Raw genomic sequence first — 21430 nt, forward strand, 5'->3', positions numbered from 1 at the left:
GATACGTCAGCCCCATCCAGTTCGAGGCGGCGGCTTGTTAGGTTAAACAACCTGTCCGGCGGGATGGGGCAAGCCCATTCTGGTGCAGGTAGCGAAAGTCGAACTGCCAGCCGTATGTCTGCTTGCCGCCGTGCTTGCGCACCAGGCGGTACAGCCACCGCTCGATGCCGCCGGTCAGCCGGAAATACGCCGGGTCGATGGTCAGCACCAGGGCGGCATCGAGCACGCCCGCGTAGAACCAGTCCGGCAGGATCAGTTCGATGCCCAGCGGCGTGCCGCTGGCATCGGCCAGTTCCTTCCATTCGTTGATCCACGAGAAGCGGTGCAGGCGCCGCCCGGTCGTCTCGCGGATGGACGTGGCCACCGTGGTCGATTGCAGCCGGTCGAGCGCGGCCTTGAGGCGCTGGTAGTCGCGCAGCGACTTGCCGCGCCCGATGAAGCGCAGGATCTCGTAGGGTGTGGCGCGCATCAGCCGCGATGGCCGCAAGCCCGCGTCCTTCGCCTCCACGATCTGCGAGGCCGCCCATATCAGCACGTCCGCATCCCAAATCGTGGCGATGCCTTGCTCGGCCGTGCCTTCCACGCGAATCGTCACGTTGCCCGCACGGAAGTCGATGGGCTTGACCCGCTTCGACTTGCCGAGCGAGAAGAACGGATAGGCCATCAAGTCCTGGCTGTCGCGCGGCGCCATGTCGCCGGGCAAGGCGCGGAACAGGTCGAGCTGTTCGCGCTCCTGCAACGGCCGCTGCCGGGACGGCAGCACGGTGCTGGACATGGCGATGGCCTGCCGCGCGCCGCCGATCAGCACGCACGGCTGTCGGCCGAGTGGTGCTCGGCGTATTCGGGATCGGAAGTCGTCTCGAAGCTGCGGTCGGCGGCCCAGGCATCGAGGTCGGCCACGGCGTACATGACGCGCCGGCCGAACTTGCGAAAGCGCGGACCACCACCGATCACGCGCTGCTTTTCCAGCGTGCGCGGCGACAGGCGCAGGTATTCGGCCGCTTCGTCGTTGGTGAGATAGCGTTGGGGCTGCGCGGCAGCGGTCGAGACAGTGGCGGCAGGCCGCAAGGGAGCGGGACGCATGGTGTGAACCTCCATCGGTTGAAAGCGCCCGGCCACACAGCGCGACCGGATGGAGGCAGTCTCAGAAAACGCGGCCCTTCTACTCAGGGTCGTTTTGCGTCCACATCAAAACGACCCTTCTCAAGCGGCGGAAGCTGTGCTAGGTGGCGATAGCCGCCGCGCATCAGCGCATCGCCGCGCCGCACCAGGCGGCGCACCTTCGAGCGCAGGCCGCCGTCGCTGTACCAATCGGCCACAGCGTCGGCACCGAACAGTCCTTCGCCCACATCGCGCAAGGACGCGCCCGCGAGGGTCGCGTCGAGCGCCTGCAAGGTGTGCAGTTCCAGCAGCGCGGAAGGTGTTGGCCTGGGCGTGGTGGCAGCGAAGGTCGCGCCGCGTGCATGACCGCGCACAGGCGCGGCAGTGCCGCTCCGTTGGGCATAGGCCACGGCCATGCCGTCTTCCAGGCCGGGCGCCAGCGCAAAGCGCAGGCAATGGCCTGGGCTGCGCGCGATCAGCGCCAGCTTCTTGCCGTCGTGGAACAGTTGCTTGTGGCCGGGGATGCGCCAGAACGCGAAGGCGGTGGCATCCTGCGGCGGATCAGCGTCGGGGTAGAGCTGCACCACGGCGGCATGACCAGGCAGCCAGGCCGGATGCGCGTCACGCGCATCCAGCATCGGATCTTCCAGCAGGCGCAAGCCCCAGCGATGCGCTGCTTCAGGCCGGCGATGACGGCGCAGCCAGTCGAGCCGGTAGTCGGGATGCCTGCGCAGGTACTCCCAAGCGAGCGCGAGCGCATCCAGCCAAAAGACATACAGGTATGCGGCAGTCGGATACCAATGCGCGAGGTGATGAGGATTGACCATGACGTCTCCTCCTGCGAACAGGACTCGCCGCCACGGAAGAACTACGCGCTACATCGCCCTCGTCGGAACGTCATGGGTTACAAAGGCGGATGGGGCTGTCAAGACCGATTGGCTCCGATGTGTTGCGGTATTCGTCTCAATGCTGCGGCGGCAGCGCCCCGACCGGGGACACTGCACAAGCCAGCCTGCCGCGACCCGCGCCAAGCATCCTGTCTATTTGGGTCAGACTGGTGGGGCTACGCCGCAAGAATCCCGATTGAGACTTACCCGGTATGACACCAGACTGAAAAAGTCACAGTAAGCCGTATTCAGTCCGGGATCGCTCCGTCGCGCTCGGCCAGCCGGGTGTATTCCGACAGCGTGCGCGTGGGGCGGAAATAGAGGTCGCGCATCACGGGCTGCTGGCGCGGCCCGACGATGCCGGCCAGCTCGGACAGCTTGACGGTTCCCTGCGCCGGCATCCCGATTCCCAGGTCGATGAGTCCCCAGGCGGTGTCGCCATCGGCGGGATCGAGTGCGGCCAGCAGCCAGGTCACATGCGCGTCCGGCGTGAACAGCCGCACCACGGGCACCGGGTCGATGGCCCGGCCAGCGGCGCGGGCCTCGCCGTTGGCGAGCAGTTGCGCGCGCTCCGGGACGGTGGCGAGTGGCTGGGGCATGGTCGGCAATCCCACAAATCCAATGATGCACGGATGCGGTTTCACGCCCAAGCGCAGAACCGCCAAACCGGATTTACGCCTTCGTGCGCAAGCACGAAGGCGCTTGCGTGGCTTTGCTGGAATCCGCCGATGCGGATTTCCGTAAGGGCACAAAAACGTAGAACACCAAATGAACACTATAGATTGTAGCCCTATAGGGCGCAATGGGCTGTCATCTTGGTTTTTCGAGGGAAACCATAGGTGGCGGCTGGGAACTCATTGGCGAAGGCGTTGAAGATAGTTAGAAAGGCGCGTGGCTTGAGCCAGGAAGCCTTTTCTGACGTGTCCAGCCGCACCTATATGAGCACCCTCGAACGCGACCTGAAAAGCCCGACCCTGCATAAGCTGGCCGAGCTGTGCGAGGTGATGGAGATCCACCCGCTCACGCTGCTGACGCTGGCCTACGCGGGCGATAGCCCGCACAAGGCTGACGAGCTGCTGGCGCAGGTGCGCCAGGAGCTGGAGGCGGTGTTGAAGGAACGCGACGCGGCGAAGCCGCGCGCGTGACGTTGTGATGTGCTGCGACCAGCAGCACAGCGCCCCGCCGCGATGGGCGGGGCGCTGCGGCGGTCACGCCGCCTGGGGCTTGCTGCGCGACCAGATAAGGTCGTGCGTGCCGTCCTCGCCTTCGATCAGGCGGGCATAGACCGGAGCCGGGAACGAAGGATCGTCGAGGGTCACGGACAGGTAATCGCGCCCGGCCTCGCTTGTCTTCTTCCACGCCGCGCCGATGTCGTGGCCGGCGGCCTGGAGGCGGAAGTCGGGGGCGTTCTCGCTGCTGCCCTTGTCGTTGGGAACCAGCTTGGCCTTGACGTTGAGTGTCAGGGTGCGAAGCGTGCCGGTGAAGCCGTCTTTGTCTGCGGTGAAGGTGCCGATGTTGGCCATGATGTTTTCTCCTTTCGGTTGAACAAGGTTCGCGCCCATCGCGTCCTTGTTGTGATCCGGCCGGCAGGGGACGGGCTGGCCGCACCGCTTGCGGTCGAAACGCAGTGGAGAGCCGGGAGGCGAAGAGAATTTGCTGCGCGAGGAAGCCGTGCAGCGGCGGGGAAATTGTTTTCGCCGGACGGTTGCAGCCATGAAGCCCGAGGCGCAGCCGCGCCACCGCCAGGATTCACAACGAGGCAAGGACGCCTTGGGTCGAACCGCTCCGAAAGGAGATAGGGCCTGCTCGGCATCCCCGCTCGAAGGCTTCTCCGGCTCGCCCGCTGACGCGGGCGAGGTCAACCCCGCAACGACAGGCGAGAACGCCTCCACCACACCTTGCGGCGCCGGTCTTGAGGCGTGGCGTGGAAGCTCCCTAGCGATGCCGGGCGGGTTGTCCGTGAACCGTCCTTCGTGACGTGATGGGCAGGAACCGCCAGCGTTGAGGACGGCACGCACCTGCACAACCTGCCGCAGCAAGCGCCAGCGTGTTCGCCAGCGCCCCGTTCATCGCGGCGGGGCGCTGGACGGGCCGATCCGGCGCAGCCGGTTCGGCCACATCGAGGGGCGCCAAGCTGCGCGCGGCGGGGATAGCCCGCAGGGCTTTCCCCTAGAGGCAAGCGCAGCGCGCAGCGCCGCAGGCGCGAAGGCGTGAGGGATTGAAGCCGAATGGCCGTGACAGCGAAGTCGGCACGGGGCGCAGCCCGAAAGCCCGGCGGCGCTGTGCGCCGACACGCCCAGGCCGTTCCAGATTTCCAAACAGGAAACGCGGACATGCCTCTGATGAAATGGGCGCGGCCTACGCTGCGGGGTATGCACGCGGCAAGCCAAAAACTGCTGGTGATTCCTGCGCACTGCGGGCGCTTCGGCTTGCAGGCTCATGCGGGCCTGCCATTGCCGGGCGGGAAGCCCGGTCACGTCAACGCCGCCGCCTGAACTGCCGTGATGGCGGCGGCGTTCCGATTTGGCTGTGGGCTTGGAACACCGGGCGCGGCCACTGCCGCGCCCGGATTTTGCGTCCACCGCGCCCAGGACGGAACGGCCTGGGCGCGGTGCTGAACGCGGTTATTCCTTCGTCTCGATGAGCCACCACGCGGCACGCGGCAAGGCGCGGCCCGTGATGGGATGAATGTCGGTGAGGTCGGCGCGGGCCGACCAGCCCGAGGGCGGGCGGTAGCCGCGCACGTCGCCTTCGCCGTGCCAGCGGCGGACGCGTACCGTGCCGGCGGCGTAGATCGCCGCCATGCGCGGGCGGCTGGTGGTGGTGCGGGTCATGGGGGCTTCTCCTTGCAGCGAAGCGCCTCGGCGGGTTCATCCGCCATTGCCTCGGCATCCTCCGGGGCGTCCTGCTCCGGGCCTGTTTCCTGCGCGGCATCCTGCGGGCCTGCGGCCTTCAAGATGGCGGGCATCCAGCCCGTGCCATCGGCCAGCCGTTCGGCTTCGCGGGCAATGTCGGCCTTCTTGAGCTTCGCCAGCCGGGTGACGGATTCCGGTGCAAACGCGCCCACGGCATCCAGAATCACGGCCTTGGAAACGTGCTTGAAGTAGCCTTCTGCGGTCGGCTTCCACCATGCGGCCATGTTGAGGCCCACGGCCTGCGCCAGTTCTGCGCCGGGCTGGTGCGGCGTGGCACGGGGCGTCACTACGTCCACCGTGGAAGCCACGCACACGGCCAGCAGCCGCACCAGTTCGTCTTGCGACTTCGCCAGCAGCGCGGCAAACAGTTCGGCGCCGTCCTCCGGCAAGGCTTCACCGGCTACCTGTTGCAGTTCGCGCAGCGCCACGGCGGCAGGCGATTCCGGCCAGTCCGGGGCCATGCCTTCCAGTCGGTCTTGCGCCGTGAGGCGCACGCCCAGCGGCAGGTCGTGGCCGTAGTGACTTTCCTGCAAGACGGTCTGCACCATGCCATGCACCAGCGCGGCCAGCGCGACGTGCGGATGCCGGGCGACTTCGATTTGCAGCGCCGCCGTGCGGTGGGCGCTCAACCGCTGCGCCAGCCGGTCGGACAGGCTCGCGGCCTTGGGCGCGTCGTCGGCGTCCTCGTGCTCGTCGTTGGCGGCTTCGCCATCGACACTGCCGAAACCGCGCCGCAGCTTTTCCAGCGTGCGCAGCGCCTTGGCCTCGGCTTCGCGCAGCAGGCCGCGATGAATGACGGCCTCGCCGTTGCGGTCGATGGCGACGATGGCACCGGCCACCTCGCACACCTCGGGGGCATAGCCCTGTAAGGCGTCCTCCGCGTCTTGCAGTTCCCCGACCACCTGATCGCGCCGCTGTTCCAGCTTCTCGGCCTTGGCCTCGTCCTCGCTGCTTTCACCTTGGCAGGCTTCTTCCAGTTCGGCGTCGATCTTTTCGAGGCGAGTTTCCAGCGAGGCGATGCGGCGAGCCTCGCGGGTGGTCGGCTCGCGGCGGTGGCGCGGGGCGTTCTGGAACGCTTGCCGTTCCTCGTAGGCCAGATGTGGCACGGCCTCCACCCATGCCCAGCCCTCGGCGCGCACGTCCTCGGTCAGCGTTGCCAGCTTGTCGCGCACCAGCGTTTCCAGCACTGCGGTATCGGTGAGGTAGGTTCCGGCATCGCCTTCTGCGAACAGGTCGCGGCGGACGCCGCCGCCTGCCTGCCGGTAGGTGTCCAGCCCGACGAAGCGCACCAGCGCGTGCGTGGCGTCGATTTCGCGTTCGGTCAGGCGCTCGCGCAGCTTGGACGGGCTGCGCTGCCATTCCGGCGCACCATAGAACGCGGCTTCCTGCGCGGCGTGGTCATCGGTGATGGTCAAGGCCATCAACTGTTCCAGCGTCACGCCACCGGCCCGGTAGTCGGCCATCAGGCGCGGCGAGACGTTCGCCAGCTTCAAGCGGCGCTGCACCACCAGCGGGGACACGCCGAAGTCGGCGGCAATGTCTTCGACGGGCCGGCCTTCCTTGACCAGCGCGGCGAAGGCCGCGAACTGGTCGGCGGGGTGCATGTTCTCGCGCTGCACGTTCTCCGCGAGGCTGACGGTGCGGGCGGAAGCATCGGCCACCAGCAGGCACGGCACTTCGTAGTCGGCAGGGATGCGCTTCTTCTTCGCCAGCAGCTTCAAGGCGGTCAGGCGGCGGTCGCCTGCCACCACCTCGTAAGCCTCGCCATCTGCGGAAAGGATGACGATCAGGTTTTGCAGCAGGCCGATGCGGGCAATGCTCGCGGCCAGTTCGGGGATGGACTGGCGCGGGGTCGTGCGGACGTTGCGCTTGGAGCGGCGCGGCAACAGTTGCGACAGCGGAACCAAGATCAGGTTCTTGGTCGGGTCGGCCACTTCCAGCGGTGCGGCGGCTTCGATGGCGACGGTTTCGGTTTTGAGTACGGCGTTCATGGTGATAACTCCTTGCGGTTGGGATGCAGCAGCGAGAGAAGCGGCAAGGGCTGCTGCCTGCCCCTGCCGCGTGGGGATTCAGGCTTTCAACTGGCGCAGGCCATCGGCCAGCAGCCACAGGGCGCGATTGAGGCGCACGCTTTGGTCGATGCCCTGCACGGGCCGGGTGGTCTGGCGGCGGCCATTTGCGGCGCGGGCGGACAGGCCGCCTTTGGTCAAGTTCTCCTGCGTGCGGTTGAACACGCTCCACAGGTCGCGGCGGTCGTCGTCATGGCGGCGCGGCATCAGGATTTGCGATTCCGTGATGGGCGCGGGCTTGTCCTCGTCGTACTTCAACGCCAGCGCAGCGCGGGCGAACACTTCCGATTCCCCGGCGTCCAGCGTGATGGCGCGCATGGCATCGCGGGATTCCTGCGCCCGGTCGAAGCCGTGCAGGACTTCGTAAGCGCCTTCGATCACATGCGCCGCCACGTCGCCCTTGTGCGGCACGCGCACGTCGGCCACGGTGTCGCCGCAGACAAGGCCATTGCTGCAAACGAAGCGGAACATCCCGGCCAGCATCTGATAGCTGCTGGTGCCGTCATGGGAGTTCAGCAGGATGATTTCGTTGGCCTCGCGGCCGTTGATCTGGCTGGCGTGGCGCAGCCGGATCATGTGCTTGGTGTAGTCGCGGCGGTCGTCGTTGCGCACGCGGGTTTGCGTCACCATGAAAGGCTCGAAGCCTTCCCCGCGCAGTTCTTGCAGCACGGTCGCGGTGGGGATGTAGCTGTACCGCTCGGAGCGGCTTTCGTGCGGCGCGTCCGCGAAGATGGACGGGGCCACGGCCCGGATTTGGTCGTCGGACAAGGGACGTTCCGAACGCAGCACCGGGGAACGGGAAGCGAAGCGGGATGCGAGTTGCATGGCATTTCTCCTGACAAAGAAAAAAGGGTTTGCTGTTCACCGCACACCGGATTCCTAGATTCGGAAGCCCAGCCTTTCGGCTGTTCGGTGCGGTCGGCACGAGGAACCCGGTTGGCCCTGTTGCCACCGTCTTTCCTGAGTTCATCGCCCGCGACGGTCAGGAGCGCGCGGACGGGGGTCGTCAAGGAGGCAAGCGCAGGGTTGGTGCGGCCCGCAGCGAAGCGAGGACACGGCCCTGCGCGCCTTGACGGCACACGGGCGCGGGCTACAGTCGCGGTCAAGGTGATGAAGTCAGGGGAGACGGCTGGACAAGGCAACGGCCGCCCCTATGTGCAGACCGCACGCAAGCGAAGCGCGCAGGCCCGGACCAAGCAATCCGGGCCGTAGGCGTCAGTGATGGAAGCCCAAAGGGGCGAGACGCCGCAGGTGGCTCGATGCGCAGCACGACAGCGCGCCCGGCCACAACTCCTGGCCGGGGACGCACGATTGGAGGCATCGCCGTACTATCCCGACATGCCGGAGAAGACCACCATCCACAAAGACGATCCTCTGGAGCAGATGCTCCAACGCTCAGACGCCTTGCACGCACGGCTGGATGCACTGCTCGGCGATGCCGAATTCGACGGCTCACCCCGTGGCGAAGCGGCCCTAGGCATGTGCATGGTCGCTATGGAACACGCGATCGCATTGCGCACGCTGATGGCACTGCGGTTGCCCACCTCGGCCGTCAGTCTCATGCGGCTGCAGTTCGAGGCGCTGACGCGGGCGATGTGGCTGCTCTACGCCGCCAGCGATACAGCGATCGACAAGCTGCTGGCCCCTCTGACGCTGCAGAGTGAACAAGCCGCCAAGAATCTTCCCGGTGCCAGCGAAATGATCGAGCAGATCGGCAGGCGGGCCGGACAAGGTGTGCCGCCTGCCGCACACCAAATGCTGTCGCACTTCAAGGATGTGTCCTGGCACGCCATGAACTCATTCGTGCATGGCGGCATCCATCCGCTGCGGCGCAACGCCGAAGGATTCCCCGTCCATTTAGCGCTGCAGGTGCTGCGCAACTCGAACGGCCTGAGCACTATGACCGGCATGACGATGGCGGTTCTCACCGGCGACGAGGCCGTGGCCAAGCCGCTGAGCAAGATCCAACCGGCCTTCGCCGACTGCCTGCCGGCTTTGCTCAAACCATGAAAGGGGCATGACGCGCCGGGTACCTGAGAGCCAGTCGGTCGACCAAGACTCGGGTACCGACAAGGCCGCCTTGGTTAAATACGCTGCAAAGCGTCTTCAACAGCAGGGACGGAGCATGAGTTCACCCCAGACCACGAACCCGCAGCAAGCCTGCGAGGCCATCCTCATCGAAGGAAAGCGCTACAACATCGAGCATGGCATCCTGCCCAGCGAGAACGCCGTCGCCGACCGTCTGCTCGCCCGCGGCATCGAGTTGAGGGAGGCCTACGGCGAGTTGTACGAGAAGTTGCACCAGCGCCCACCGACACTCAAGGTCTTCTTGGACCTTCTGCTGAGCACGGCGGCGTTCTGGAGCCCAGAGAAGATCGCCCAGGCGCGCGTGGGGCGGGACGAACTGGCCAACGTCAACCGGCAGATCGCGCGAAAGGCCGAGGAACTGGCGCAGCTGCTGGAGCGACGTACCGATCTGAACAACACATCAGGCTTCAGCAGCGAAACGCACTACCACGTTTGCGATGTGATTGAAGCGGCATCCGAGCACAACTACTTGTTCAACTCCTGGGTCAAGGATCGCCTGGATGCCCTTCGCGGCCAGTTCGACCTGAAATACTGGCCGTCGCTGGACCAGTTCGTTCGGCTGCTGGCCGCTGATGCGGAGAACGCCGGCATGGAGGCCACAGACCCTTTGACCGCAGCGGCCACCATGGCGTCGCGTCCATCCCGGGCCGACTTCTTCAAGGCTCTGTTCGCCGCCATCGAGGAAAACAGCGCACGCAACTACGGGCTGCTACCCAAGGGTTTCAAGCCCACCGACGGCACGTTGGCCTCTTTGGCGAACTGCGCATTGGATCTTGGACCGGACGAACTGGCCGACAGCACCTATGTGAAGCGCCTCCGACAGCGCGAACGCAACGGCGGCAAGTGACAACGCGCCGACCATCGGCAACGCGCAAATCACCCTAGCGGCGCAGCAAAAAGGGGGCCGAAGCCCCCTACTTCACAGCCAGCCGCGTTCGGCGAAAGCCATCGTCTTGTCGCCTGCGACGATGACATGATCCAGTGTACGCACGTCGATCAGCACCAGCGCCTGCTTGAGCCGCTGGGTTAGGGCTCGATCGGCAGCGCTCGGATCTGGATTCCCGCTCGGATGGTTGTGCGCGAAGATCACCGCCGCCGCGTTGTGCTGCAGTGCTTCCTTGACCACCTCGCGCGGATGCACCTCGGCGCCGTCGATCGTTCCACGGAACATCTCGACGTACTCGATCAACCGATGGCGCGCATCGAGAAACAGGACCGCGAAGACCTCATGATCGAAGCCCGCCAGCTTGGTGCGCAGGTATTCCTTGACCGTCTCCGGCGAACTGAACTCGGCACCACGCCGCATCTTCTGGTCGATGACCCGACGCGCAGCGTCCAGAATCTGGTCGGCCGACGCCGGCAGATAGCGGCCACGGCCGTCACGCACCAGCAGCGATGCATCGGAAGAGAGGGAAAACTGCGACATGATCGTGCTCCGGTTGCTCGGGCGGAATTGCCCGGAACCGGCGCCAGCACGGCGCAGCGCAAGCCGTCAGGGGGCGAAGCCGGCCGCCAGGACGCCAGCGCGCAACGCGCGCGCCGCCCTTGAAGGCGAGAACGCCGTGATACGGTGAAGGAAACAGCAAGACCGCCCTTCCCTCCCACGCGCACAGGACCAGCAAGCGAAGCGCGCAGCAGGCCCGCGAGGATCGAAGGTGTCGAGGGTCAAAGCCGGATGGCCGCGACTTTGCACGAGACCTGGGTGCGGCCCGCGAACCCGACCGCGAAATGCGGGACACCCAACAGGGCTGAGTCCGGCAGCCGCAGGAAGGCCATCTTTCACTGCTCAGTAAAAATTGCTGTTTTGCCGAATTTACGGTAGGGTGCCCATATTTACTGAACAGTAAACGAGCCACGACTGCCCAAATGCTTGAGTCCAGCCTGACCGAACAACAGTTAATTGCGCGCTTCCTTGACGCCCTGCGGGAGCTTCCGGAGGTGGAGGCTAGCCTCGACCGTTGGGAGCCCACCGGCGCGCACGACCGTGGGTACGATGCTCAGGTTGATCTGCATGTCGCCGGCAGGTCCTTCGTCCTGCTGCTTGAAGCCAAGAAGGCCGTCTTTCCCCGGGATGTCCGCCAGGTGATCTGGCAGCTTCAGGCCGCGAGCCACGGGAAGCCTGCTGGGCACGGGGAAAAGCCTTTGCCGTTGCTCGTGGCCGAGTCCATCTCCCCTGGCGCGAAGGAACTGCTCAGAAGCGAGCGCGTTGGCTACTACGACAGCGGCGGCAGCCTGTACCTGCCTGCGCCCGGTGCATACCTCTATATAGACAAACCGCCCCCCAAAACCCTGACAAAGTCGGTGCGCACGCTGTTTAGCGGTCGACGCGCCCAAGTGCTTCATGCTCTGTTGGTCGAGCATCAGAGTTGGTTCGGCGTCACCGAGCTGGCACAGCAGGCTATGGTTTCGCCTGCCACCGCCTCGCAGGTACTGACCGAGCTAGAACGCTTCGACTGGCTGGAGTCGCGTGGGAAAGGCCCAAGCAAGGAGCGCCACCTTCGCGAGCCGGCGGCCTTGCTGGACGCCTGGGCCAAGCAACTCGCCACCATTCGCCCGCCAGCCCTGCGCCGATACTACGTGCCAGGCACAAAGGCCGACACGCTGGCGGCGCGGATCGGCCGTGCCTTCGACGCGCACGACGTCCAGTACGAGGTCAGCCACGAGGCCGCCGCGCAACGCTATGCGCCGTTCCTTTCCAACGTCTCCCAGGTGCGCGTGCGGGTACTGATCGGGGCGAACGCCGATGCCGCGATCGGCGACTTGGATGCACGTGTCGTCAACGAAGGCGCTAACTTGGGCGTCGTCGAAGCCAAGTCTCCGGGTGAGCTGTTGTTTCGCGAGCAGATGGATGGCCTATGGCTGGCTAGCCCAATCCAAATCTATCTCGATCTGCTGCGCGGCGAAGGCCGCTCCAAGGAGATGGCCGAGCACTTCCGCAAAGAAAGGATCGGCTTCTGATGGCCAAGCCCGCAACGCTCGACGGTTATAGCGACCAGTACACGGTGGACTGCGAACGTGTCCTCGTGACGCTGCTGCGCGGTCTCGGGCCGTGGAAGGATTCGGTCTACCTGGTCGGTGGACTCACACCACGGTATCTCGTCGCCGCGCGGCCGCCTATGGTTCCGGCGCACGCAGGCACGCTGGACGTGGACATCGTGATCGACCTGCAAATCCTGGCCGACACCGAGGCGTATCACACGCTGGAGGACAACCTCAAGAAGATGGGCTTCGAGCGCGCCGAGAACGAAGCTGGGAAAAAACTCTCGTGGCGTTGGCAGACCCGCACCGAACATGGTGCGCTGATGGTCCTGGAACTACTGGCGGACGCCCCCGATCTCGCCGGCGGCAAGGTACAGCCCCTGCCGACCGAGGGGACGATCTCGGCCCTGAACATCCCGCATTCATCGATCGTCTTCGACCTGCATCAGGTCACCGAAATCCAGGCGGAGCTGCTGGGCGGCAACGGCGTCGCCACCGAGAAGATCAAGCATGCCAATCTCGTCAGCTTCACCTGCCTGAAGTCTTTCGCGTTCGACCAGCGATTCGAGCGTAAAGACGCGCACGATCTGATCTATTGCATCGAGCACGCGCCCGAAGGCATGGACGCCGTGGCCGAACACTTCCGCAAAGAACGAGCTGGCAAGCATGGCGCCGTCATCGAGGCCTCGCTGGCGATCCTGCGTAGCCGTTTCACCAACGACGAGAAGACGGAGGGCTATCGCAAGGATGGCCCCGTGTCGGTTGCCAAGTTCGAGCTGGGCGAAGGCGATGATCCCGAGCAACGCGAAGTGCGGGCATTGCGGCAGCGTCAAGCCAGCGACGTGATCGAACAACTCCTTGCGCGAATCGGATAAGGGGGACATGCATGGCGATCAAAGCAATCTTCGTAGGCATCAACAAGCATCTCGATAGCTCCATACCCGAATTGAGCGGTGCGCGCCGTGACGCGACAGCGTTGTGGGCGTTGTTCACCGATACGATCGAAGGCCTGAGTGCACGTCTGCTGGTAGACGAAGCCGCAACGCACACGGAAGTTTCAAGCGCCATGCTCGGCACCTTGGCTGCAGCGAGCACGGACGACGTGGTGGTCATCGCGTTCGCTGGGCATGGCTCTCCAGACGGCAACTTGGTGCTGTTCGACACGAACGCGAGTGACCTCGCAGGAACGGCCCTCTCGATGGCCGGTTTGGCGGATGCCTTCAAGGCAACGAAGGCCCGTGCCGTCCTGTGTATCCTTGACTGCTGCTTCAGCGGTCAAGCGCCGGCGCGCGTGCTGGAGACGGCAGCTCGCCCGCGCAGTGCGTTCGCGCTCACTGGCATTTACGGTGAGGGACGCATCCTCTTAGCCGCCTGCGCAACCAACGAATCCGCATGGGAGCAACCGGGCACTGGGCACGGGCTACTCACGCATGCGGTGATCGAGGCCCTGACCGGTGACGCCGGCGAATCTGTCAGCTTCCCCGAGATCGCGGGCGAGATCATCCGACTGGCACGGGTAGAGGCCGAGCGCATCAGCGTCACGCAAACGCCTGTGTTCCTGGGCAATGTTCAGGGCGGTCTGACGTTCCCGGTTCTCAAGCGCGGCGACAACTACGCCGCGGCCTTTCCCGCCAGAGCCGTGCAGCAGATGTCCGGATCGTTCGCGGAGTTTTCCGCGCACGGCTTTCCGCCCGAGATCGTCGAGCGATGGTCAGCAGACTTTCCGCAAGGCCTCAACACACTGCAGCTCAAGGCAGTCAACGAGTTCGGCGTACTCAGCGGCAATTCCTTGTTGGTCGTTGCGCCGACGAGTTCAGGCAAGACGATGGTCGGCGAGGTGGCGGCGATTCAGGCAGTCACCGCCGGCAAGAAGGCGGCGTTCCTCTTGCCCTATCGCGCGCTGGTCAACGAAAAATTCGAGGAGTTCACCGAGCGCTATGCGGCGGCAGGACTGCGCGTAGCCCGCTGCAGTGGCGATGCCACTGACGGCATTGGGCCCGTGCTGGCTGGGCGCTATGACCTGGGCTTTTTCACCTACGAGACCTTTCTTAACCTCGCCCTCGGCTCACCACGGCTTCTGACCCAGCTCGGTCTGGTTGTGCTAGACGAGGGGCAGTTCATCACCGACCCGCAGCGCGGCATCACGGTCGAACTGATCTTCTCGCTGCTCTTGCGGGCACGCCAGCGGGGTATCGAGCCACAGCTCGTGATCCTGTCGGCGGTCATCGGCAATCTGAACAGCTTCGACCGCTGGCTCGGCGTTCCGCTCCTACTGTCGCGCGAGCGGCCCGTGCCGTTGGTCGAAGGCGTGCTCGACCGCCGCGGAACATTCCAGTACGTCGATGCCGATGGAAGCACGAAGACCGAGGCCTTGCTGCCTTCGCATCGCATCGTGCAGCGCCGGGACAAACCCAGTTCCCAAGACGTGATCGTGCCTCTTGCACAGCAACTGGTGGGACAGGGCGAGAAACTGCTGATCTTTCGCAACATGCGTGGCCCAGCCCAAGGTTGCGCGAAGTATCTCGCCAAGGAACTGGGTCTGCCACCAGCAACCGCTGTCCTCGACGTTCTGCCGACCCAGGATCTGACGGGCGCCTCACAGGACTTGCGGGAGTGCCTAAGCGGGGGCACCGCGTTTCACAACACCAACTTGCTGCGGGCGGAGCGTGAGGCCGTTGAGAGAGGGTATCGCAGCGCCACGGGTGGCATTCACGCGCTGGTTGCCACAACAACTCTGGCGGCCGGCATCAACACGCCAGCATCGACGGTCGTGCTCGCGGAGAACGAGTTCGTCGGTGAAGACGGCCGGCAATTTACCGTGGCCGAGTACAAGAATATGGCGGGTCGTGCCGGACGGCTGGGCTTCAACGAGATTGGCAAGGCAATCATCTTGGCGGAAACGCCAATGGAACGTGCGCAGCTTTTTCAGCGCTACGTGCTGGGCGTGCCTGAGGACGTGAAGTCCTCCTTTCAGCAACGCGACCTGCCGACATGGACGTTGCGCTTGCTTAGCCAGGTGCGCGGCGTTCGCGCCAATGAGATTCCGGGGTTGCTGGTCAACACGTTCGGAGGATATTCGGCGTCGCGCGCGAATCCGCAATGGGTCGCGATGGTGGAGCGGGACGTAACCACGCTGGTTGATCGCCTCCTGCAGGCGGGACTGGCCGAGCGCGAAGGCGATCTCATTCACTTGACACTGCTCGGGCGCGCCTGCGGCTCCTCGTCCTTGTCGTTCGAGTCGAGCTTGCGCCTGGTCGAGTTGATGGGACACCTGAACGTAGCGCTGACGCCGCCCGGCCACATCCTCGCGATGGTGCAGGTGTTGGATGAACTGGACGCCATCTACACGCCAGTCATGAAGAAAGGCCAATCGGAGAGCGTGCGCGCCGGCGAGGCATCGCAGCGCTTCGGGCATCAGATGCCTCAAATGCTGCAGCGGTATTGCCGCGACCAGATCGAGTTCTGGGCTCGCTGCAAGCGCGCGGCGCTGCTTCATGACTGGATCGAGGGAACGCCCGTTGACGTGCTGGAGAAGCGCTACTCCACCACGCCATTTGGCGGGGCCATCGGCTACGGAAACATCATCGGCATTGCCGATGCGACGCGCTTTCACTTGCGCTCCGCGCATCAGATTCTCGCAACGCTCTTCCCTGATCAACCTGATTTCCTCAAGGGCTTGGACGAGATTCTTCAGCGGCTCGAATTCGGGCTGCCCTCCGCGGCCCTGCCCCTCATGAAGGTTTCGGTGCGGCTGACACGCGGCCAATGCCTGGAATTGCTGTCCATCGGTGTTCGCAACGAAGATGACCTGAAAAATCTGGACGAAGACCGGCTTCGCCGCTGCGTGGGGGCAGGCACAGCCACACTATTGCGCCCGAGGAGTGATGCGGCTGGCGTTGCTGGATGAACGGGGAAGAGACGAATGATCCTGACCGATAACGAAACCAAAGTTGATCTGCTGAACAACGAGGCCATTGCCACCACGATCATCGGGCTGCTTCGCGCGAAGCCCGACCATCCGGTGACGATCGGCGTACATGGCGACTGGGGGGCGGGAAAGTCCAGCGTGCTCGAAATGATCGAGGCTGGCTTTGCCGATCAGGACGATGTTCTGTGTCTCAAGTTCAATGGATGGCGCTTCCAAGGCTTCGAGGACGCGAAAATCGCGTTGATCGAGGGAATCGTCACAGGCTTGGTCGAAAAACGTCCAGCACTAAAAAAGGCGGCAGTGGCCGTCAAGGATGTTTTCCGTCGCATCGACTGGCTGAAGGTCGCCAAGCGGGCCGGGGGCCTGGCCCTGACCGCATTCACTGGCATCCCGACGCCCGAGCAAATCGGAGCCATCGTCGGCTCACTCGAAGCACTCGTGGCAGACCCCGCCAAGCTCCTCACGAAAGAAAACCTTTCGACAGCCATTGATGAAGCGAAGGCCGTCCTGAAACCGGGCGAGTCCAAGAATGTGCCGGAGGAAGTGGAGGCCTTCCGCAAGGCATTCGACCAGCTCCTGAAAGATGCAGGCATCAAACAGCTCGTTGTCCTGATCGACGACCTTGATCGATGCCTGCCCGACACCGCCATTGAAACGCTCGAAGCCATCCGGCTGTTCGTGTTCACCGCGCGAACGGCCTTCGTCGTCGCGGCTGATGAGGCAATGATCGAATACGCGGTGCGCAAGCACTTTCCAGACCTACCCGACAGCACTGGGCCGCGAGACTACGCCCGCAATTACCTCGAAAAACTCATACAAGTTCCGTTCCGCATCCCGGCCCTGGGTGAAACCGAGACGCGAATCTACGTGACGTTGTTGCTCGCTGGCGCAGAAGTCGGCGAGAACGACGAGAACTACGGGAAGCTGATCGCTGTAGCGCGAGAGAAGCTGAAACGGCCGTGGACCAGTGGCGGTCTGGATGCCGCGACGGTCAAGACAGCGCTCGGCCAACAGGCCGAGAAGGCAAACAATGCGCTGGCACTCAGCGACCAGATCGGACCCATTCTCGCAAGCGGCGCAAAGGGCAACCCGCGCCAAATCAAACGCTTCCTCAACACGCTTTTGTTGCGCGAGCGCACTGCGACTGCACGCGGTTTTGGCGACGACATCAAGCTCCCCGTACTCGCGAAGCTCATGCTCGCAGAACGATTCATCCCAAGGTTGTTCGAGCAAATCGCGTTCGTCGCAGCGGTCCATCCACAAGGGCTGTGTGAAGACCTCGAAACGCTGGAGAAGAGCCTGGTGTCGGCTGACGGCAAGGATAGCGAGTCGAAGGGGCAAAAGGCCGCCGAAGCGGTGTCCGCCTCTGACAACGCGGTGTTGAACGAGTGGAAGTCGTCGGAGACGGTGCGCGACTGGGCGCACCTCTCCCCGAAGCTATCAGGAATCGATCTGCGCCCCTACTTGTTCGTCACAAAGGACAAGAAAGACTACTTCGGTCCGGTGTCGGTACTCGGCCACCTAGCTGGCGTGGTCGAGAAACTGTTCGGCGGCAAGATGACCGTCCAGGGCTACGAAGCCGAGTTGAAGCAGCTCGTGCAGCCCGAAGCCGAAAAGGTGTTCGAGGCAGCGCGCAGCAAGATCATGAGCACGGGCACCTTCGATACCAGGCCTGCAGGCATCGATGGTCTCGCCGTCCTTGTGAAGGCGCAGCCTGGACTCCAGAGCCGGTTGATGGATTTCCTGGAGGCACTGCCAAGTGGAAAGTGTGGGCCTTGGGCTGTCAGCGGCTGGCAAGGCGTCATCAAGGACAGCGAATGCGCTGCTCGCCTGACGAAGCTGCTGGGAGACTGGAGCAAGGTCACCAATAACCCCGCCTTAAGGCCAGCGCCGAAGCGGCGCTCAAGGATTTGAAGGGAGGACGTTGATGGGAACCTCGACGGCTTACGGCGGCCCTGGCGGCGGAACACCGCTTGTTCCGTCATGGTTGGGTGACGCCGATGGCGCGGGCGCGCCAGCAGCCCCTCCGGGCGATGGCGCAGTCCCGGATGGCCAGCCGCCGGCGGACGGCACCGCGCCGCCGGTGCCGCCGAACCGGCCACCCATTCCCAAGACGGCAGACCCGCAGCGTTTCTCCGGTGCTCGCAACAGCTTCACGCGATTTGCCGGTTCTGGTGGCAGCGATCGTGCCAACCTGGGCCGCGCAGTCTCAAGATACGTCTCAACATCGGCCGGCGGCGCGCGCCAGGCTGCCCAACGCATGGGCGCCTCGCGCGGAGCCGGGGCACGGCTGCTTGGCTTTCTGGCCGATGCACAAGCAAGGGGTGTGCGCGAGGCGCTACGGGCGCTGGACCTGGAGTCGTTGGCCGGACGACCGCTCACGGAAATCTTCGTTGGCCTAGCCGACTACGTCTGCCCAGGCGCGGGCACCGTCGATGAAGGCATCGCCCGCGAGGCGTACATTGAAACCATCGTTGAACTGGCAAGTGAAGGGCTTACCGATCTGACCACCTTCACGCCGGATCAGATGCAGACAGTCTTCGAGCTGTATGCCACACACGCGATAGAAGCCCGCATCTGCAACGACATTGGCACAAAGGCCGTGACCATGCCAGCGGACACGCAAGCTGCGCACCGCGTCGAACAGCAGTTGCGCGACTTCATCCGGGGCGGGGTGAGCGACGCGCTGACGCGGGCCCGTGCGGAAACGCCGAATCTCACGCCGGAGCGAATTCAGGGTTTCGTCGATGCGCTGTACGAGTCTGCATTTGCAATCTTGCAAACCCTGGGCGATGCGGAGGCGGACCAATGAAGCGACAACTCCTGGCGGGCCGCTTCGGTCCTGACGACAGCTTCGATGTGACGGCGGGCGCCGATGAACAAAGGACCTACCTGCAACTCGTTGCCGGCGAGAAGTCTTTGGATCATGGCATCGGTGGCGCGCTGACTAGCTTGAAAAAAATCGGTGTGTTTCCCTCGGAGATCGGCATTGACCTGCTGGTCTTGGCCGCCCATGTCCATGCGGCGGACACACGCATCTCTCGCACCGAGCAATCGCAGGACTCATGGACGCGCGAGATACGACTGGTTGTGCCGGTAAGCGATCCATCTCGCTGGACCGCTGCGGCACCGACTCTCAAGAAGTCTCTGGATTTCCTGACGGGCGATCGCTGGACGATCGGGTTCAGGGCACGTCCAGATCGGTTCGCGACGATCACCCAAGCAGCGCCTCCGAGTCTGATCGCTCCTCCCTTTGATTCCGTCAGCCTGTTCTCGGGTGGATTGGACAGCTTGATCGGGGCGATCGATCTGCTGGAGGACGGCGCCACTCCCCTACTGGTCAGCCACTTCGGCGAGGGCGCGACGAGCGATGCTCAAGGCAAGCTGTTCGCAGGTTTGAAGAAGCACTACGTCAAGTCATCTTTCGAGCGTTTGCGGGTCGGCATGACCTTCGTGGATGGTCTTGTGGAAGGCGTCGGCGGCGAGAACAGCACACGCGGCAGGTCGTTCCTGTTTTTCGCTCTCGGGGTGTTCGCGGGTACTGGGCTTGGGCGCCGTTTCATCCTGCGTGTCCCAGAGAATGGGCTGATCGCGCTGAATGTGCCTTTGGACCCCCTGCGGTTGGGATCAAACAGCACCCGCACCACGCATCCGTATTACATGGCGAGGTGGAACGACCTGCTCGTCGCACTCGGCATAGACGGCGAGATCCGGAACCCATACTGGGAGAAGACGAAGGGCGAGATGGCCGCAGCCTGCCGCAACCCAGACCTCTTGAAAAAGCTGGCGACAGATTCGTTGTCGTGCTCGTCGCCCGCCAAGGCCAGATGGCTAGGACATGGTATCGAGCAATGTGGCTATTGCCTGCCATGCCTCATCCGTCGCGCAGCGTTGACAGCAGCATGGGGGACCGGGAACGACCCGACGACGTACACGGTACCCGATCTTCATGCGCAGCCGTTGGACACACGCCAGGCGACAGGAGTGCAGGTCAGGTCGTTCCAGTACGCTATCGAGCGCTTGAAGGGTAAGCCCCAGCTCGCGAACCTCTTGATCCACAAGCCCGGCTCGCTTGCGGATGAAGCCGCACACTTGGACCAGCTTGCCGATGTCTACCGTCGCGGCCTGGGCGAAGTCGCACGACTCATCGACGGTGCAGAGGCGAAACCAAGATGAGGGTACGCGCATGATCGCCACTGCGGGCCTCGTGGACTTCCACTGCCATCTTGACCTCTACCCGGACCATGCAGCGGCGGTCCAGGATGCGGAGGCGTCCGGCGTGTTCACGCTGGCCGTAACGACGACACCTCGCGCGTGGCCCCGCAATCACGAACTCGCGCAGCGCACGAAGCATGTGCGCGCAGCGCTGGGGCTGCACCCCCAACTGGTCGCGGAGCGTGAAAGCGAGATCGAGCTGTGGGATCGATACCTCGCGGAGACGCGCTATGTTGGCGAAGTCGGATTGGACGCCGGCCCCCGGTTCTTCAAGTCGCTCGATGCGCAGAAGCGTGTTTTCCAGCACGTGTTGCAGCGTTGCGCGCAGGCCGGTGACAAGATCATTACGGTCCACAGCATCAGATCGGCCAAGGCGGTTCTCGATCTCGTCGAAGCGAATCTACCGCCCGAGCGCGGAAAAATCGTTCTCCACTGGTTCACGGGAACAAAGAGCGAGGCGAAGCGCGCGTTGGCGTTGGGCTGCTACTTCTCCATCAACGCGGGAATGCTGGGCAATGAGAGGCACGCACCGATGGTGCAGGCTATCCCCTTGGATCGGATGCTGACGGAAACCGATGGCCCTTTCACTCGCACCGGCGACAGGCCTTCACAGCCGACCGATGTAGCAAGCGTCGTTGAGGAACTGGGGCGTTTGCATCGGCTACCTGCGAGCGACGTGGCCAGCCTCGTTCGCGACAACCTACGAGCATTGCTCGGATAGCTGGAGGCGGAACGCTCCGAGCGGACTGTACGTCCGCTGGAGTGTTCCCCAACACGCCCTAGCAGGTTGTCTCCGATAGGTACTGAACCTCACCATGACTCCATGCAGCACACTCATGGAGTCCGAGGTGAAACAGCTACCGCAAGCATTGAACACGGATGGCATCGACGCCGATCAGTCCCTCCCGTTGCCGGGGACAGAAGCCTACGAGTCGCTGCCGCAGTTCCCCAAACGCAGCGCTCTTCCCTTCCGCCGCACCATCCGCCGAAAGGAGCTGCGTCAGATCGTCCCCTTGGCAGAAACGACGATCTACGAAATGGAGCGCCGCGGCGAGTTCCCACGTCGCTTCAACCTGACCCCGCGCTGCGTCGTGTGGGACCTGGCCGAAGTGGAAGCGTGGATCGAGCAGCGCAAGCAAACCCCTCGCGCCGGCACCTCGAAGCCGGATGTCCACCTGCGAAAAACTCGCCCTGTCCGGACGGATTCGGGCGAGGAATGAAAACGAGGGCGGGCGCTCATCCGACCAC

19 protein-coding genes and 1 pseudogene are annotated in these 21430 nt (G+C 64.1%); 11 read left to right on the forward strand and 9 right to left on the reverse strand.

Translation table 11 applies throughout. From position 1 onward, the window contains the following. Positions 1 to 79 precede the first annotated feature (79 nt). The 4 genes and pseudogenes from IMZ29_RS17300 to IMZ29_RS17315 all read right to left on the reverse strand — a co-directional run. Positions 80 to 775, reverse strand: a pseudogene (locus IMZ29_RS17300) (replication initiator protein A); the annotation flags it as partial. A 26-nt stretch (positions 776 to 801) separates the two neighbouring features. Then, complete coding sequence (locus IMZ29_RS17305) at positions 802 to 1083, reverse strand: helix-turn-helix transcriptional regulator (RefSeq protein WP_216186429.1); 282 nt, start codon at positions 1081 to 1083, stop codon at positions 802 to 804. Positions 1084 to 1166: 83 nt separating this feature from the next. Beyond that, on the reverse strand, positions 1167 to 1928 hold the full coding sequence (locus IMZ29_RS17310; RefSeq protein ID WP_110140737.1) for a DUF2285 domain-containing protein: 762 nt from the start codon (positions 1926 to 1928) through the stop codon (positions 1167 to 1169). 308 nt (positions 1929 to 2236) lie between these two features. Further along, positions 2237 to 2587, reverse strand: coding sequence for a DUF2958 domain-containing protein (locus IMZ29_RS17315; RefSeq protein WP_216186431.1), 351 nt, complete (start codon positions 2585 to 2587; stop codon positions 2237 to 2239). 240 nt (positions 2588 to 2827) lie between these two features. On the opposite strand from IMZ29_RS17315, the gene IMZ29_RS17320 reads away from it, so the two are divergent. Beyond that, positions 2828 to 3133 carry a helix-turn-helix domain-containing protein gene (locus IMZ29_RS17320; protein WP_041110964.1) on the forward strand — a complete coding sequence of 102 codons (306 nt, stop codon included), beginning with the start codon at positions 2828 to 2830 and terminating at the stop codon, positions 3131 to 3133. A gap of 63 nt (positions 3134 to 3196) precedes the next feature. Here IMZ29_RS17320 and IMZ29_RS17325 read toward each other — a convergent pair whose 3' ends face one another. From IMZ29_RS17325 to IMZ29_RS17340, 4 genes are all read right to left on the reverse strand, one after another. Then, complete coding sequence (locus IMZ29_RS17325; RefSeq protein WP_015014848.1) at positions 3197 to 3511, reverse strand: DUF736 domain-containing protein; 315 nt, start codon at positions 3509 to 3511, stop codon at positions 3197 to 3199. Between the two features lie 1101 nt (positions 3512 to 4612). Then, positions 4613 to 4822 carry a hypothetical protein gene (locus tag IMZ29_RS17330; RefSeq protein ID WP_216186433.1) on the reverse strand — a complete coding sequence of 70 codons (210 nt, stop codon included), beginning with the start codon at positions 4820 to 4822 and terminating at the stop codon, positions 4613 to 4615. Then, positions 4819 to 6894 (reverse strand): ParB/RepB/Spo0J family partition protein, encoded by a 2076-nt coding sequence (locus tag IMZ29_RS17335; protein ID WP_216186435.1) that lies wholly within the window; start codon positions 6892 to 6894, stop codon positions 4819 to 4821. Before IMZ29_RS17335 ends, IMZ29_RS17330 begins: the two co-directional genes overlap by 4 nt. A gap of 78 nt (positions 6895 to 6972) precedes the next feature. After that, positions 6973 to 7797 carry a DUF932 domain-containing protein gene (locus tag IMZ29_RS17340; protein WP_110140749.1) on the reverse strand — a complete coding sequence of 275 codons (825 nt, stop codon included), beginning with the start codon at positions 7795 to 7797 and terminating at the stop codon, positions 6973 to 6975. Positions 7798 to 8310: 513 nt separating this feature from the next. Here IMZ29_RS17340 and IMZ29_RS17345 point away from each other — a divergent pair. Both IMZ29_RS17345 and IMZ29_RS17350 read left to right on the forward strand, forming a co-directional pair. Continuing rightward, entirely contained in the window at positions 8311 to 8982 is a 672-nt protein-coding gene (locus IMZ29_RS17345) for a DUF6988 family protein (protein WP_088375412.1), read from the forward strand. A gap of 7 nt (positions 8983 to 8989) precedes the next feature. Next, complete coding sequence (locus IMZ29_RS17350; protein ID WP_253207217.1) at positions 8990 to 9907, forward strand: hypothetical protein; 918 nt, start codon at positions 8990 to 8992, stop codon at positions 9905 to 9907. Positions 9908 to 9979: 72 nt separating this feature from the next. Here IMZ29_RS17350 and radC read toward each other — a convergent pair whose 3' ends face one another. Continuing rightward, complete coding sequence (gene radC, locus IMZ29_RS17355) at positions 9980 to 10486, reverse strand: RadC family protein (RefSeq protein ID WP_088375410.1); 507 nt, start codon at positions 10484 to 10486, stop codon at positions 9980 to 9982. Positions 10487 to 10926: 440 nt separating this feature from the next. On the opposite strand from radC, the gene IMZ29_RS17360 reads away from it, so the two are divergent. The 8 genes from IMZ29_RS17360 (at position 10927) to IMZ29_RS17395 (ending at position 21402) form a co-directional block, all read left to right on the forward strand. Continuing rightward, a complete protein-coding gene (locus IMZ29_RS17360) occupies positions 10927 to 12018 on the forward strand; it encodes a hypothetical protein (RefSeq protein ID WP_216186437.1) in 1092 nt (363 codons plus the stop codon). After that, on the forward strand, positions 12018 to 12914 hold the full coding sequence (locus tag IMZ29_RS17365) for an antitoxin (protein ID WP_110140756.1): 897 nt from the start codon (positions 12018 to 12020) through the stop codon (positions 12912 to 12914). Before IMZ29_RS17360 ends, IMZ29_RS17365 begins: the two co-directional genes overlap by 1 nt. 11 nt (positions 12915 to 12925) lie before the next feature. Next, on the forward strand, positions 12926 to 15946 hold the full coding sequence (locus tag IMZ29_RS17370) for a DEAD/DEAH box helicase (protein WP_110140758.1): 3021 nt from the start codon (positions 12926 to 12928) through the stop codon (positions 15944 to 15946). A 15-nt stretch (positions 15947 to 15961) separates the two neighbouring features. Further along, positions 15962 to 17881, forward strand: coding sequence for a Qat anti-phage system ATPase QatA (qatA, locus tag IMZ29_RS17375; protein ID WP_253207218.1), 1920 nt, complete (start codon positions 15962 to 15964; stop codon positions 17879 to 17881). A 13-nt stretch (positions 17882 to 17894) separates the two neighbouring features. Further along, a complete protein-coding gene (gene qatB, locus IMZ29_RS17380) occupies positions 17895 to 18779 on the forward strand; it encodes a Qat anti-phage system associated protein QatB (RefSeq protein WP_032966680.1) in 885 nt (294 codons plus the stop codon). Beyond that, a complete protein-coding gene (gene qatC, locus IMZ29_RS17385; RefSeq protein WP_110140762.1) occupies positions 18776 to 20143 on the forward strand; it encodes a Qat anti-phage system QueC-like protein QatC in 1368 nt (455 codons plus the stop codon). Before qatB ends, qatC begins: the two co-directional genes overlap by 4 nt. A 10-nt stretch (positions 20144 to 20153) precedes the next feature. Next, a complete protein-coding gene (gene qatD, locus IMZ29_RS17390) occupies positions 20154 to 20903 on the forward strand; it encodes a Qat anti-phage system TatD family nuclease QatD (protein ID WP_059529390.1) in 750 nt (249 codons plus the stop codon). A gap of 115 nt (positions 20904 to 21018) precedes the next feature. Then, positions 21019 to 21402: a helix-turn-helix transcriptional regulator gene (locus IMZ29_RS17395; protein ID WP_110140764.1), complete on the forward strand. Its 384-nt coding sequence runs from the start codon at positions 21019 to 21021 to the stop codon at positions 21400 to 21402. The last annotated feature ends 28 nt before the right edge of the window (positions 21403 to 21430 follow it).

Source organism: Verticiella alkaliphila (assembly GCF_018904615.1).
Lineage (GTDB): Bacteria > Pseudomonadota > Gammaproteobacteria > Burkholderiales > Burkholderiaceae_B > Verticiella > Verticiella alkaliphila.